Here is a 15,094-nt window from a genome sequence, read left to right on the forward strand (position 1 = left end):
TTTTTAATAATAAAATTAGGCATATATAACAAAAATCATATATGCCTTTATATCTATTTATTTAGTTATAATAAATCATATTAATATTTCTTAGTATATTACTTTTGTAAGTTTATTAATATTAGTATGTTACATTAAAAATCCATATATTATTGTTGCTACAATACACATAGCCCCTCCAACTACAGCTTCAAAGGGAATTAATTTCATACGTTCTTTCATATCCATTTTTACAGAATTTGCTGAAGCATGGAAGAAGTTAGCATGTGGTAAAAAGTCTATAACCATTGATCCTGTGTGAACCATTATAGCAGCATTTAATGGTTTTACACCCATAGATAGTATTGTTTCTCCAAAACTTCCAACTGCTAATATTGATCCTGTTGATGTTGATCCAGTAGCTGCTGCCATTAATATTCCTGATATTGGTGCTATAAATACTCCTGAAATCCCTATTTGTTGAGTACAATATACAACTGCATCACTTATATTTGATTTTGAAATAATACCTGCAATTGCTCCAGCTCCAATTAATATAACTGCAGTACTTGTCATTTTATTTATTCCTGAAGTTGTATAAGGAATAACCTTTTTAAATTTACCCATTGCAATCAATCCAACTATTCCAGAAACAGGTAATATTATCATAGAATCTATTTTAATTGCTGCTAAAGCAGGAATATTTAATATACTTCCAATAGGGCTTATTGCTAATAGCATAATTGCAACAATTGGAGCTACCACTGCTTTTACAAAAGTTGGCTTGTCCTCAGAAGTTTTAGAATCTTCTTCTGATATATCAGTTGCCTTTATAGGCTCCCATTTTTTATTTAAATATGTAGCTAATAAAACTGTTACTATTAATGCTACTATTGCAGGTATAAATCCATTCATCATTACTTGTACTAAATCTAAATTAAATCCTTTTGCAACTGCAATAGTATTGGGATTAGGTGAAATTATGTTACCTGCCTTACATCCACCTGTCATAGCTAAAAGTGTTGCTGATTTGGAAAGTCCTACTTTTTTAGCTACTGATATTGCTATTGGTGCAACAATGATAACTGAAACAGCAATAAATACACCTACTGCTGAAATGACCATAGTTGACAAAGCTATTGCTAAAAATGCTTTTTTCTCACCAAGTTTTTCTACTATAGTTTCGGCAATTTTTTCTGCTGCTCCAGATTCTATTAATATACCTGCTAATGCTCCAGCTGATAATACACGAATAACTGCACCCATTACACTACTAGTTCCATCAATAACTGCTTGTGTTGTATCAGCTAGACTTGCACCACCAACTAGGCCTCCTATAATAGCACCTGTTAAAAGTGCATAAAAAGGATTTACTTTTTTTAAAATTAATATTATTCCGATTGCTAGTCCAATAATTGCTCCACTCCAATGAATAACTGCCATTTTATTTCCTCCTTAAATCTTAATACCACTAAATTTTCACACTTATATTATTAATTATTTAACCTTTACTTACTTTTACATAATAATATATTTATTATATTGTTAATATTGTTTAAGTGACATTTTTTTTGTTTAAATGCACAATATTTATTAAATAAAACTTTGTTGGAATAGTAATTAGTCAATGGCTTATAATATGAATAAATGTTAAAATTATTTAAAAATAATGTATATAATTAATTTAGTTTTTATTTATATGTAAATGTTTTATTAGATTTACATCTCTTTTCAATAGTGATAAATTATTAATGATAGTTAAAGGAGGTAATATGATGAAAATATTTAGAGAGGCTATTATTATTCTAGGCATTTACTTAGTTGGAGAGTTGATATCTAAAGGTTTTTCCTTACCATTACCTGGTAATATTATAGGAATGATAATTTTATTAGTATTATTATGTACAAAAGTAATTAAAATTGAAAAGATAGAAAATATATCTGCATTTTTTTTAGATCATTTATCTTTTTTCTTTATTCCAGCAGGTGTAGGTTTGATTTCATCATTTAATGTAATTAAGGATAGCCTAATATTTATTTTACTTTTATGTTTAATAACTACAGCTATTGTTATTATATCTACTGGCATTATTGTTCAATATATAATAAAAATTAAAGAAAGTAAAGTAAAGAAAGGGTGCAATATAAAGTAATGGAAATTTTAACAGAAAACGCTTTATTTGGAATAATAATTTCACTTCTAGCCTTTGAAGCTGGCTTATTAATTTATAAAAAGACTAAATTTCCTCTTTTTAATCCATTGCTAATAGCTATAGCTTTGGTAATTAGTTTTTTGCTAGTTTTTAATATTGATGTTGATATATATAATAAAGGTGGGCAGTTTATAAATATGTTTCTTGGCCCAGCTACTGTTGTATTAGCAGTTCCATTATATAAGCAATTAAATTTACTAAAAAAATATTTATTACCTATATTAGTTGGGATATTACTTGGAAGTTCTATAGGTATATCATCAGTAATTTTATTAGCTAATATCTTTGGTTTTGAAAAAGTATTAACTATATCTTTATTATCAAAGTCTGTTACAACGCCTATAGGTATAGAAATAACAAAACAACTTGGTGGTTTAGCCCCTGTTACAGTATTATCTATAATTATCTCTGGAATTATAGGCTCTATACTTGGACCACTTTTATGCAAAAAATTTAAAATAAATAACAAGGTTGCTATTGGTATTGCTATAGGTACAGCATCCCATGCCGTTGGGACATCTAAAGCTTTAGAGCTTGGTGAAACTGAAGGAGCTATGAGTTCCTTATCCATTGGTATAGCAGGTATTATGACTGTATTCCTAGCTCCAACCTTCTATGCCTTATTATCATTTCTAATAAAATAAAAGAGAAGATATATAAAAAAATCTCAACACCTTGATTTTATCAAGTTATTGAGATTTTTTCATTCTTATTTCTGTTCTTGTTTCATTATCTTTAATAACTTTGTATTTAAAAGCCCTATATTAGATGATTTTAGTACCCTTTGTGTATTATTTCTAGTATAAGCTTCAAGCTTATTCATAAATTCATCTGGTTCTATTTCTTTGTCATTAACAAGTTTTAATCCCTTTTCCCAAGATGCTGTCAATGCAGGATTTAAAAGTGATGGTATAGAAACTTTTATAGCCTCATAAATCATTTCTCCAAGGTTAGTAGGAGTTATAATTTGAGTTTTCTTATTAGCTTGCATATATTCTATATTAATTAACTTTTTAAGAATTTCAGCTCTAGTAGCAGAGGTTCCTATTCCAGCTCCTTTTATATGTTCTCTAAGTTCTTCATCTTCTATAAGCTTCCCCGCATTTTCCATAGCTATTATCATTGAACCAGTTGTGTACCTTTTTGGTGGAGATGTTTCCCCTTCTTTTATTTCTAGATCATTAATTATTACTTTAGTTCCTTTTCTTAAATTTTCAGGAAAAGCCTCTTCTTTTTCTTCTTTATCATTACCTAGTATTACTAAATATCCTTTATCAACGCATACCTTTTTATTTATAATAAAATTTTCTTTTCCAACTAATATTGTTATAGCCATTTTACTGTATTGAGCTGGAGGATAAAATATAGCTAAAAATCTTCTTAATATAACAAAGTATACTTGTTTATCTAAACTAGATAGCTTTGATATTGTATCTTTTCCCTCACCAGTTGGTATTATGGCATAGTGATCAGTTATTTTACTATCATCTACATATTTACTTTTTAATATGCCCTTCTCGTAATTTTTTTCTATTATTTCATTTGTTACTGCAGCTAAGTCCTCACCTATAGGCATATTTCTAAGTTTAATAATATTTTTCCTAACACCCTTAGCAACTGCTGTTGATAAAACTCTTGCATCAGTTCTTGGATATGTAACCATCTTCTTTTCATAAAGATTTTGTACTATTTTTAATGTTTCATCTGGACTAATCTTAAATCTCTTAGTACATTCATTTTGTAGTTCTGCTAAGTTATATAAAAGTGGTGGATTCTTTTTTTCCTTCGTTTTTTTAACTTCTTTTATAGTTCCAAATCCTATATCTCTTAGCTTAGTAATTAATTCTTCAGCATCTTCCTTTTTATTAAAGCCTACCTCACTATATAATTTAGGAGACTCAAAATAATCTGAACCTTCTATAGCTTTCCAGTCTGCAGTTATTTCTAAGGTATCTTCTTCTTTCGAGAATTTACCAGATATTTTGTAAAAAGACTTTTTATTAAAATCTCTGATTTCTCTTTCTCTTTCTACTACCATTCCAAGAACACAAGTCATAACCCTACCTACTGCCACCACTACATTCTTATCCTTCTTTAAAATATTAGCTAGGGTCTTACCATACAATAGTGTTAATAGCCTTGAAAAGTTTATACCAAATATGTAATCTTCTTTAGCTCTCAAGTAGGCTGAATGTGCTAGTGAGTCATATTCAGATAATGGCTTTGCCTCTTTAATACCTCTTTTTATTTCTTCTTCTGTTTGAGAATCTATCCAAACTCTTTTTTTCACTTTGTTTGGATTCCCTGCCATATCATCAACTAATCTATATATATACTCTCCTTCTCTCCCTGAGTCAGTACAAACATAGATAGTTTCTACATCTTCTCTATTCATCAAAGTACTTACAATATTAAATTGTTGAGAAGCAGAAGGAATCACTTCATATTTATATTCTTTAGGTAAAAAAGGTAAGTCTCTTAAATTCCAAAATTTTAATTTTTCATTATAAACCTCTGGATAACTCATAGTCACCATATGTCCAACACACCAAGTAAAGATGCTTCTTTCACCTTCAATATATCCGTTGTTTCTCTTACCTTTGACATTTAACAACTTCACAAACTCCATAGCAACTGAAGGCTTTTCTGCAATAAATAAAGTTTTACCCATAGAAACTTCCTTTCTAAATAAAAATAAACCTTCATAGAAGGTCTACTTTATTATACTACAACTTAATTTACATTTCATTAAAAACCCATACAAAGTAATTTATTATCCCCGCAAAAACTAACCAAAGCATATATGGAATTAATAAAAAACCTGCAGTTTTATCAATTCTTATAAATTTTACAAAAGTAATTACAACAAAAATAAATAATATTATTATCCATATAAAAGATATTCCATATAATCTAAAGGTGAAAAATATAAAGCTCCACATAAAATTTAATAATAATTGTACCAAATAAAAGAAATAAGCCCCATTGTCATTATTATTTTCTTTATTCTTTATGTATATTCTATATGATGAAAATCCCATCAATACATATAGTATACTCCATACAATAACAAAAACCATATTAGGCGGTGTGAAAAAAGGCTTTTTTACAGTATTACTATATATACTTATGGCATTTCTATTTATATAAGAAACTAAAAAGCCTCCAAGTACTGGAATTAGTATATTAAAAACTAATGGAATAATCTTGAAATTTCTATTAACTTTACTTTTCAATGATAACACTCCTATACTAAGTATTCTTTATTATATATGCTATAAAAAATAAAGTTATGTTATCAGAAGTAAATATCAGAAAACTCAATATCTATCTTTTGCTGAAGTTTATTTATTTTTATATCACGACTCAAATAATTTTCTTTAACATTTACATTTTTATTATATGGAAGTACTATTTTATATAAATTTCCATATAAAGGTCCTTCATGTATACTAATTTCTCCTCCATGCAGTTCCACTAATCCTTTAGTTAAATATAAACCTAATCCACTTCCCTCTGAAAGTCTATTAAAGGAAGTATTAACCTTTGTAAATTTCTCAAAAATCTCATTTCTTTTATCTTCTGGTATAGTATCTGCATCATTTAGTATTTCGATAATTATCTTATTATTTTCAATTTTTACTTCAACATGAATATTCCCATTTTCTTTTCCATTCTTTAAAGAATTTGACAATATATTTAACAGTATTCTTTCTATATAATCTTTATCACAATTTAAATATATTTCTTCATATTGTGGATCATAAATAATATTATTTTTTTTAATTTTCATGTAATTATCACAAGATAATATTACATTTTCAATTATATCCACTATATTATAAATATTAAGATCAATTTCCAAGAAACCTTCTGAAAGTTTATTACTATCAATAAAATTATTTATAGTTCTAATAAGCCTCAAACAGTTTTGCTTAATAATGGCATTATTTTTATTAATCTTATCTAATTTATTATCTTTTATATAAATATCATTTAATTGAAGAGCTGAATAAATCACATTAATTGGAGTTCTTAATTCATGAGAAATATTTGAATAAAACTCATCATTTATATTTTCTTCTTTAAGTTTTTTCTCTATTTTTACTATTTCCTCTCTCTGCTTTATTATTTCAGTTACATCAAAAAAAACAAGAAACTTTTTGTTTCCTTGAATATTTATTAGATACACTTCATAGTCTCTTAATTTACCAAACTTATCTTTTATCTTAACTTCACTTGAAAACTCTTTAATTTCTTTATCATCAGTATACTTTCCTGTTAATTTATTAATAACTTCATTTAAAGTTATTTTATTTTTTTTATATTTGATTTTATTATTATTCAAATCAAACATTTCTCTAAAATAATATGAGTAAATTAATATATCATTTTCGAAAATTAATAATCCATTAGAAAAAGCTTGTACTACATCTTTATATTTTTTTTCGCTTTTTTTTAATAATAAGTTTAAATCTTTAAGTTCTTTCTCTCTATCCTTTAAACTTTTATTTAAATTTTTTTTCATTTCCTTAGATTTATTTAAGCTTTCATAATCATTAGAATATAGATCATATAATAATCTTTTTTCAAATTCATTATATAATAAAAAAGAATAAATTAATTTACTTGTCCATATAAAATATAAAAAATCTTTATGAAAATAATTATTAAAAAACAAAATATCATTACTTAAAAATATAAAAAAACTCATTTCTAATATGAAAATCTCATTTTTTCCTAAATTATTCTTTTTATATATTGCCACTATACTTAAGAACATTTTAGATCCAAATATTAGAGTAATTATTGACCCTATTTTGCTTTTAAAAAAATAATGAACATGCTCTAAATTTCTATAATCACTTATTATCACACAAAATAATAATATTAATATTACTAAAAAAAATATAAATTGTATAATTTCAGCATAATTTTTATTGTAAATTACTGTGCTTATAATTATATTTATAAAGTCTAAAAATATTAGCATCTGAAAAAAAGTTGAAATTAGATTTACATTATATAACGAATTGATATCTACTATAAATATAAAGATAAATCCTAATACAGCTATAAAAAAATATCCTCGCCCAATTAATTTTAAACTTTCTAACTCTTTATTATTAACCTTTATCATACTCATAATAAATAATAATATTGATATAGATAAGCATAAAACTCCAGTTACAAAAATAAACTCATTATCTATATCATAAAAAATCCTTAGTATTGTTAGAGCTATAATTATTGGTATAAATACTTGCGACTTTAGTCCTTTATATTCATATCTTAAATTTTCTTTAATCATTTTATATTTATACCACCTTTTTTTTGTATAACTTTATTGAGAATTTATTACCTTTACCTTCTTCACTTTTAATATCTATATCACCATTTTGAGCTTTTATTAAATTATGTACAACAAATAATCCAACTCTAAAGCCTGTAGAATAATTATTATTATTTCTTTTTTCCATTTCAGATTTATTGAAAGCTCTTGCAATAAACTCTTTACTCATCCCTACTCCATTATCTTTTAACTCAATCAAAACATATTCATTAAAATCCTCTATTTTTACAAATATACTACCTCCACTTTTAGTAAACTTTATTGAGTTTGACACTAAGTTTAATATAACTCTTTGCATCATTTCCTTATCAAAATACATATATATTTCTTCTTCGCTAGTATCAAATATAATATCAATTCCACTATTATTTACATAAGGAGATAAAGAAAATAAATAATCCTCCACAAAATCAACTATATTATAAAGTCCTAAATGAATTTCTAAATTCTCTGTATCTATTTTGCTTATATCAATTATATTATTTGTAAGCTTAGTTAATATCAAACAATTCTCCATACTAATATCATTGTAAGATTTAACTTTTTCTATATCATTTTTATTTATTAATATTGTTTCAAGCTGAACAGTGGAATATATGGCATTAATTGGTAATTTTAAATCATGAGAAATATTTGATAAAAAATTCTTTTTTATTTTCTCTCTTCCTTGTGCATCTTCAAGTTCTTCCTTCATACAGAACAATTTATTTTTTTCTGTTAAATCTTTAAATATTAAAATACATTCTGAATCATCATTATTTAAATTAAAAAACCTTACTTCTATTTTTTTATTATTTAATTTAACTGATGTTGTACGAGGATTTAAATTTTTATCAAAGCAAATTTCTTTATTAATTTTATCGCTAAAATCTACAAATTTATAAATAGGTCTGTTTACAACCTCTCTAATATTTTCTTCTCCAATTTCATTTAAAAATTTTAAATTACAATATGAAATTCTAAAACTACTATTTATTATTACAATTGGACTAGGCAAACTCTCCAGAAAACTTTTATATACCATTTGTTTATCACTTAATTTTTTATATGTCTCTTCTAGTTTATAATTGTTATTCATAATTTTTCTATTTATAGTCTCAAAATAATTACTTGTTTCTATTTTTTCTTCAAAAAGAAATCTACAGCTTTCTTTAGTGATATTAGAAATAATTCCAACCATAGTTGATAATAATATAATTTGCATATTTACTATAATAAAATTACTGATTGTATTCATTTTCATAAATTCCGAAAAAATAATTAAAAGAACAACTCTTATTAATTCAATAAAAAAACTTAATTTAATTAAATCAATTTTACTTTTTGAATTTAGAGTAATAATTTGTATTTTCCTAAATGTTAACATAATAAGTATTAAAATAAATATTATATTTATATATTGTAATTGCCAATTATTATATATATTTAATAAATTTGTCTGAATAAGATTTATAATTAGTAAAATTGAGTATTCTACATATGCATTTTTACTATTATAATCACTTATCCTATATTTAGAAATAACATAATAAAAAATTATCATATTACTATTATAAAAATCAATATTATACCCTGTATTGTTAAGTAAATTCTTTAAAAAAATAAATTGTCCTGTTGGAGATAAAAATATTAAAATAATGCTACAATTAATAACTAAAAATAATTGTACTATTCCATATATGTCTTTTTGAGTAATCCTTTTTATATGTATTGAAAATATAAATAAGATCATGGAAATTATTAATTCACTTAACTTTAATAAATCAAATGCAATGTTTTTATTTAAAAAAGAAATTTTGTTAAATAAAAAATATATAAATGAAATGCATATAATATGAAATAAAAAATCTAATAAATGTATATAATAAATTTTTTCTCTAAAATTATTATAATTCACTGTTTTTCCCTCACTTAAGATTATTACTACATAATTTTACATCATTTCCTTTTATATGTGAATACAATTGTAACATATTGTCAATAAATATATTTTATAGAATAAAAAAGCAAAGAAAACGTCACAAGGTAATCCTTTATTGAACGTTTTCTCTATAAATATTCAGCTAATTTTCTGCCTTTATTTTTTCAAGCATTGATTTCTTTAAGAACCATAAATCACTAGATAAATCTACATAATATTTATGAGGATTTGAAAATCTTTTAATTTCGTCCCATAAAGTATTAACTTCATTTTTACAGTAATTTCTTATTTCTTTTAATGAAGGACATTTATATACTAACTTCCCAGCAACATATATTGGCTCTTGAATTTTCTTAGCATAAAAGTTTTCAACATTTTTAGATTTCCAAATATGAACTTGATCAAATATATTATAAGGCTTAGTATCATCTATAACTTCATTTTTTAATGTTATCACATCAGCTATAGCCATATTTGTATCTCTATCATAAAGTCTCCACGTTTCTTTAGATCCTGGATTAGTTATCTTTTCTATGTTTTCTGAAACCTTAATTCTAGGCACCATTTCTCCATTTTCTTCAACTGCCACTAATTTATATACACCGCCGAATACCGGTTCTGATTTTGCAGTTATAAGTCTTTCTCCAACGCCAAAAATATCAATTTCTGCCTCTTGATTTAATAGAGATTCTATTGTATATTCGTCTAAACTATTAGATGCCACTATTTGACAGTCATTAAGTCCAGCTTCATCTAACATTTTCCTAACTTTAATAGAAAGATAAGCTAAGTCTCCACTATCTAATCTAATTCCTTTAAGTTTCTTATTTATTGGCTCCAAAACTTCTTTATGAACTCTTATAGCATTAGGCACTCCTGAGTGTAATACATCATAGGTATCTACTAAAAGTGTGCAATTATCAGGGTAAGTATTAGCATAAGTCTTAAATGCTTCATATTCACTTTTAAAGAATTGCACCCAAGAATGAGCCATTGTTCCTATTGCTGGAACATTAAACTCCATATCAGCTATTGTTGTAGCTGTTCCATCTATTCCACCAATATAAGCTGCTCTAGCACCGTATATAGCTGCATCATAGCCATGAGCCCTTCTTGCTCCAAGTTCAAATACAGTTCTTCCTTTTGAAGCTCTTACTATTCTATTTGTTTTTGTTGCGATTAGGCTTTGATGATTTATTGTAAGTAAAAGCATAGTTTCTATAAATTGAGCTTCTATAGCCTTAGCCGTAACTGTAACCATAGCTTCTCCAGGAAAAACTGGGGTTCCTTCAGGAATAGCACTTATATTTCCAGTAAATTTAAAGTCTTTAAGATATTCTAAAAATTCTTCTTCAAACAAGTCTCTTCCTCTTAAGTAGTTTATATCCTCTTCTGTAAACCTTAAGTTTTCTATATACTCAATAAGTTGTTCTAAGCCAGCTGCTATTACAAACCCACCTCCATCTGGACATTTTCTAAAGAACATATCAAAACAAACTAAAGTATCTTTATTATTTGACTTAAAGTATCCATTAGACATTGTAAGCTCGTAAAAGTCCATAAGCATAGTTAAATTTCTTTCATTTTGCACATTAAATTTTTTCATAACTTCTCTCCTATTATTTATTTTGGCATTCATCACTACAGTAAAACTAATCATTAGCTATATTATTTCGTCTACAATACAAATTCCAGCTAGTTTCATGCTATACAGTGCAACAGTATTTATAATTTCAGCATTATGATGTCCAAAATCATAAGTTTCTACACAATTTATTGGAATAATTACCTTTTTATCTAATTTATCTCCCCCTCACACTTAATCACCTTTTGTTATTAAGTGATTTTAAAAAAATAACTTTTATTTTTATTTATTATTTGCTCTTAAAACTCATATGTCCAATCTTTATTATATTTATAATACTTTGCTGGTCTATGCCCTTTATCTGTATTTACCTTATCTGTTTCAATTAGCATTTTTTTCGTCTTTCTCATAAATTCCATTCTATGAAACTTTTTATTTAATAAAATTTCATATATAGATTGAATATCTGCCATTGTAAAATATTCATCAACTAAGTTAAATGCTATTGAAGTATATTCTACTTTATTCTTTAATCTATCTAATGCCATATTTATTATTTTTACATGGTCAAAAGCAATTTCATTATTTGATTCTTTATTTACAGTATATAAAACTTCTTTTGTTTTAGTTACTCCACTATATGAATACTTTTCTATAATTTTATAGCTTATTAATATATTTTCTTCTTTATTTTCTAATATTAAATTAAAAGATATTCCCTGTTCTCTTTCTGTAATTTCGCCTCTCTTTATTGTAAACCAAGCTACATTCTCTGCATCATCACCAGCTATAGGATTTAAATTTTTATTAGGTACTAGAGCCATATACGCTGTAGATATTACTCTCATTCTAGGATCCCTACCTACATCACCAAATGTAGCTAATTGCTCCATATAGATATTATCTATGTTTGTTTCTTCTTTAAGCTCTCTATGAGCAGCTTCTTCAATTGATTCATTTATGTTTACAAATCCTCCAGGTATTGCCCACTCTCCTATATAAGGGTGTTCTTTTCTTTTAATTAAAAGAATTCTTAATTCTTTTTCATTTAATTTTCTTATATCTTCAACTACTTTATCTACTACAGTAAAAAGTAGCATATCCACCGTTACAGAAGGTCTTTCATAATTGCCAGGACTATATTGCCTTAAAAATTCTTCTTCTGTTAAGCCATCTTTATTTATTAAGTTTTTGTGGTCTAACATTTTTAGTCTCCCCCTTAAGATTAAGAATTTGCATCTTAATCACATTTTGTTATTAAGTATATTGTTATATTATCTGAATATTCCTTCTTTGTCAATGCAAATTTAACATTTTATAGAAATTTTTATTGCAACAAACAATTTATATATAATTTCATTATTGAAAACTTAAAAAATACGCATAATTTTATTTAGTGCTACATTTAAGAAAAACTTACTTGTTGACAGAAATGAAGATATATAAAGGGATAATTTCTTTGATTTATCAAAAGAGAGTATTAAACTTATAAATTCGTTAATACTCTCTTTTAATTTAAAGTCAATGATTTTTAATAATTTTACATTTTCTTATTAATTTTTCATTGTGCATAGCACCTTCTAACCCTTAAAAATTATGCTTCTTTATCCATGATATTATATCTATTATAACTTCATCCTTATTGACTTCATTTAACATCTCATGTCTTCCATCTTTGTATAATTTATAATTTAAATCATTAACACCAATATTATTATAAGTATTATATAAATTTATAATTCCTTTTCCCATATACCCAACTGGATCTTTATCTCCTGCAAATATATAAATTGGTATATTTAATTTCTTAATCTTATTTAAATTTTCTTGTTTGTGTATATCCCAAAGTCCATTAATTAAATCAAAGTAAAATTCTGTTGGATATATAAATCCACAAAACTCATCTTCTATATACTTATTTACCTCATTTGCATCACTACATAACCAATCAAAATCTGTTTTTGGGTTCTTTACAGTGGAATTAAATCCTCCAAAAGATAATTTATCCATAAGTTTGCTTCTATTTCCACTTCCCTTTATTAGATTTTCCATTTTACATACCAATAAACCTGCCTTAGTAAAAGATTTTGGTTTGCCATTGCTTCCTGATAAAATTAATCCATCAATTGTGTCACCATATTCCTGCAAATACCTTTGGCTTAAAAAAGATCCCATACTATGTCCAAATAATACTATAGGTACATCTTTATTTTCTTTTTTAATAATACTATTTAACTCTTTTATATCATCTAACATCAAATAAAATCTATTATTATTCCCTATGTATCCTAATCCATCATAACCTTTACTACTATTACCATGACCACTATGGTCGTGACTATAAACTAAATACCCTTCTTCTACTAACTTTTCAGCAAAGTAATCATATCTACCTGCCCATTCTGACATTCCATGAACTATTTGAACTATTGCCTTAGGATTTTCAATATTTCCCCATTTATAATATGTTATCTTTGAACCTTCTTTGTTAGTAAAATTATATTTATCCAAAAAATGACTCCCCTTTCTAATAAATATTAATAAAATCTTATCATATCTTTATTTTTATGTATATAAAGTTATGATATACTATTCATTGTAAAATTTAAAATTTATATTAAGATTTGATTATCTATTCATATTATTGTTAATAATATGAATAAATATTATAGGGTGGTGAATAAGATTAGTATTAAATCTATAATAAGCATTATAGCTTCAAAATTTACAATTTTTCTTACAAAAACAATACTAAAAGGGGGAACTACCTTCCCTGGAAAAGTAGCCTTAAAAATAGATAAAAATATACTTGAAAAAGTATCACAAGGCTACAAAGTAGTTTTAGTTACAGGAACTAATGGTAAAACTACTACAACTAGCATGATCTACAATATTGCAAAGGCAAGTGGAAAAAAAGTAATTACAAACAATACTGGTGCAAACCTTTTTCCTGGAATAGTGACAACATTTATTGATAATTACAAATTCTTTAGTCCTACTAAGGATTCCTATGCAATAATTGAAGTAGATGAAGCAAATTTAAAATACATTGCTAAATATATTTCTCCGGAAATAATTACAGTAACTAATCTCTTTAGGGATCAATTAGATAGATATGGTGAAGTGTATACTACTCTTTCCAAAATTTTAGAAGGTATAACTCTATCTCCAAGTACTACTTTGGTCTTAAATGGTGATGAATCTCTTTTAGGAAATCTAGATTTACCTAATAAGACTGTATTTTATGGCTTTAATGCTAAAATTAGTGATAATAAAAATATTGATGTTAATGCAGATGCGAAATTCTGTAAGTTCTGTAAGTCTCCTTATGAATATAATCATATTACATATAATCATTTAGGTGATTTTTACTGTACAGGCTGTGGCTTTAAAAGAGCACAACTTAAATATGCTGTAAATGAAATATTAGAATTAACTCCAGATAGTTCTACTGTTAAATTTAATGATTTAGTAGTAACAATAAGTCAATCTGGTGTTTATAATATTTATAATGCATTATGTGCTTATTCTATTGCTAAAGAACTTGGAATTAAAGATGAAGCTATTCAAAAATCTTTACAAAATCAAGATTCAAGCTTTGGTAGACAAGAAGCATTAAATATTGAAGGAAAAGAAGTTAAAATTATACTAGTTAAGAATCCAGCTGGTTATAATCAAGCTTTAGATACTCTTTGCTTAAATAAAGATAAGTTTTCTGCTGCCTTTCTTTTAAATGACAATTATGCAGATGGTACTGATGTATCTTGGATTTGGGATGTTGATTTTGAAAAACTTCATAATTTAAACATAGATGAAATATTTATTTCTGGTATTAGATGTTATGATATGGCAGTAAGGCTTAAAATTGCTGGATTAAATAAAGAGAAATTTATTATTGAAGAAAACTTTGATGCCTTAACAGAAAAAATTAAATCTAGTAATAATAATAAAATTTATATTTTAGCTACTTATACTGCTATGATAAATTATAGAAAACACTTATATTCAAAAGGCTATATAAAAAAGCTTTGGTAAGAAAGGAG

The 15,094-nt window shown here is 25.5% G+C and carries 11 protein-coding genes; 3 read left to right on the forward strand and 8 right to left on the reverse strand.

Annotated features, from left to right (window positions below; genetic code table 11):
* Positions 1 to 129: 129 nt before the first annotated feature.
* Positions 130 to 1,422: a GntP family permease gene (locus ACQRD5_RS02665; RefSeq protein ID WP_308779567.1), complete on the reverse strand. Its 1,293-nt coding sequence runs from the start codon at positions 1,420 to 1,422 to the stop codon at positions 130 to 132.
* A gap of 332 nt (positions 1,423 to 1,754) precedes the next feature.
* Between ACQRD5_RS02665 and ACQRD5_RS02670 the strand changes: the two genes are divergently transcribed.
* Both ACQRD5_RS02670 and ACQRD5_RS02675 read left to right on the forward strand, forming a co-directional pair.
* Positions 1,755 to 2,132, forward strand: a complete 378-nt coding sequence (locus ACQRD5_RS02670; protein ID WP_291625795.1) for a CidA/LrgA family protein — start codon at positions 1,755 to 1,757, stop codon at positions 2,130 to 2,132.
* Entirely contained in the window at positions 2,132 to 2,836 is a 705-nt protein-coding gene (locus tag ACQRD5_RS02675) for an LrgB family protein (RefSeq protein WP_291625781.1), read from the forward strand. The genes ACQRD5_RS02670 and ACQRD5_RS02675 overlap by 1 nt, the downstream gene beginning before the upstream one ends.
* A 65-nt stretch (positions 2,837 to 2,901) precedes the next feature.
* Here the strand turns inward: ACQRD5_RS02675 and ACQRD5_RS02680 are convergent, their stop codons facing one another.
* From ACQRD5_RS02680 to ACQRD5_RS02710, 7 genes are all read right to left on the reverse strand, one after another.
* Positions 2,902 to 4,863, reverse strand: coding sequence for a DNA topoisomerase (locus tag ACQRD5_RS02680; RefSeq protein WP_291625780.1), 1,962 nt, complete (start codon positions 4,861 to 4,863; stop codon positions 2,902 to 2,904).
* A 67-nt stretch (positions 4,864 to 4,930) separates the two neighbouring features.
* Positions 4,931 to 5,428 carry a TspO/MBR family protein gene (locus ACQRD5_RS02685; RefSeq protein ID WP_294169838.1) on the reverse strand — a complete coding sequence of 166 codons (498 nt, stop codon included), beginning with the start codon at positions 5,426 to 5,428 and terminating at the stop codon, positions 4,931 to 4,933.
* Between the two features lie 62 nt (positions 5,429 to 5,490).
* A complete protein-coding gene (locus ACQRD5_RS02690) occupies positions 5,491 to 7,503 on the reverse strand; it encodes a sensor histidine kinase (RefSeq protein WP_427746503.1) in 2,013 nt (670 codons plus the stop codon).
* Positions 7,504 to 7,510: 7 nt separating this feature from the next.
* The gene (locus tag ACQRD5_RS02695; protein ID WP_320628313.1) at positions 7,511 to 8,788 is read right to left on the reverse strand and encodes a HAMP domain-containing sensor histidine kinase; all 1,278 of its coding nucleotides are present in this window, start codon (positions 8,786 to 8,788) and stop codon (positions 7,511 to 7,513) included.
* A gap of 820 nt (positions 8,789 to 9,608) precedes the next feature.
* Positions 9,609 to 11,072, reverse strand: a complete 1,464-nt coding sequence (locus tag ACQRD5_RS02700) for a nicotinate phosphoribosyltransferase (protein WP_294362780.1) — start codon at positions 11,070 to 11,072, stop codon at positions 9,609 to 9,611.
* Between the two features lie 278 nt (positions 11,073 to 11,350).
* On the reverse strand, positions 11,351 to 12,256 hold the full coding sequence (locus tag ACQRD5_RS02705; protein ID WP_291625775.1) for an NUDIX hydrolase: 906 nt from the start codon (positions 12,254 to 12,256) through the stop codon (positions 11,351 to 11,353).
* A 382-nt stretch (positions 12,257 to 12,638) separates the two neighbouring features.
* Positions 12,639 to 13,562, reverse strand: coding sequence for an alpha/beta fold hydrolase (locus tag ACQRD5_RS02710; protein ID WP_291625774.1), 924 nt, complete (start codon positions 13,560 to 13,562; stop codon positions 12,639 to 12,641).
* Between the two features lie 165 nt (positions 13,563 to 13,727).
* Between ACQRD5_RS02710 and ACQRD5_RS02715 the strand changes: the two genes are divergently transcribed.
* Positions 13,728 to 15,086 (forward strand): Mur ligase family protein, encoded by a 1,359-nt coding sequence (locus tag ACQRD5_RS02715; protein WP_294167254.1) that lies wholly within the window; start codon positions 13,728 to 13,730, stop codon positions 15,084 to 15,086.
* Positions 15,087 to 15,094: the final 8 nt, after the last annotated feature.

Origin of the sequence: Clostridium sp. SGI.024, assembly GCF_050315195.1 — a bacterium.
In the GTDB taxonomy this organism is placed as follows: Bacteria; Bacillota; Clostridia; order Clostridiales; family Clostridiaceae; genus Clostridium.

What these genes read in the sequence shown, in the direction of transcription:
- ACQRD5_RS02665 (WP_308779567.1), bottom strand. Translation starts at nt 1,422, where the DNA reads ATGGCAGTTATTCATTGGAGTGGAGCAATTATTGGACTAGCAATCGGA.
- ACQRD5_RS02670 (WP_291625795.1), top strand. Translation starts at nt 1,755, where the DNA reads ATGAAAATATTTAGAGAGGCTATTATTATTCTAGGCATTTACTTAGTT.
- ACQRD5_RS02675 (WP_291625781.1), top strand. Translation starts at nt 2,132, where the DNA reads ATGGAAATTTTAACAGAAAACGCTTTATTTGGAATAATAATTTCACTT.
- ACQRD5_RS02680 (WP_291625780.1), bottom strand. Translation starts at nt 4,863, where the DNA reads ATGGGTAAAACTTTATTTATTGCAGAAAAGCCTTCAGTTGCTATGGAG.
- ACQRD5_RS02690 (WP_427746503.1), bottom strand. Translation starts at nt 7,503, where the DNA reads ATGATTAAAGAAAATTTAAGATATGAATATAAAGGACTAAAGTCGCAA.
- ACQRD5_RS02695 (WP_320628313.1), bottom strand. Translation starts at nt 8,788, where the DNA reads ATGAAAATGAATACAATCAGTAATTTTATTATAGTAAATATGCAAATT.
- ACQRD5_RS02700 (WP_294362780.1), bottom strand. Translation starts at nt 11,072, where the DNA reads ATGAAAAAATTTAATGTGCAAAATGAAAGAAATTTAACTATGCTTATG.
- ACQRD5_RS02705 (WP_291625775.1), bottom strand. Translation starts at nt 12,256, where the DNA reads ATGTTAGACCACAAAAACTTAATAAATAAAGATGGCTTAACAGAAGAA.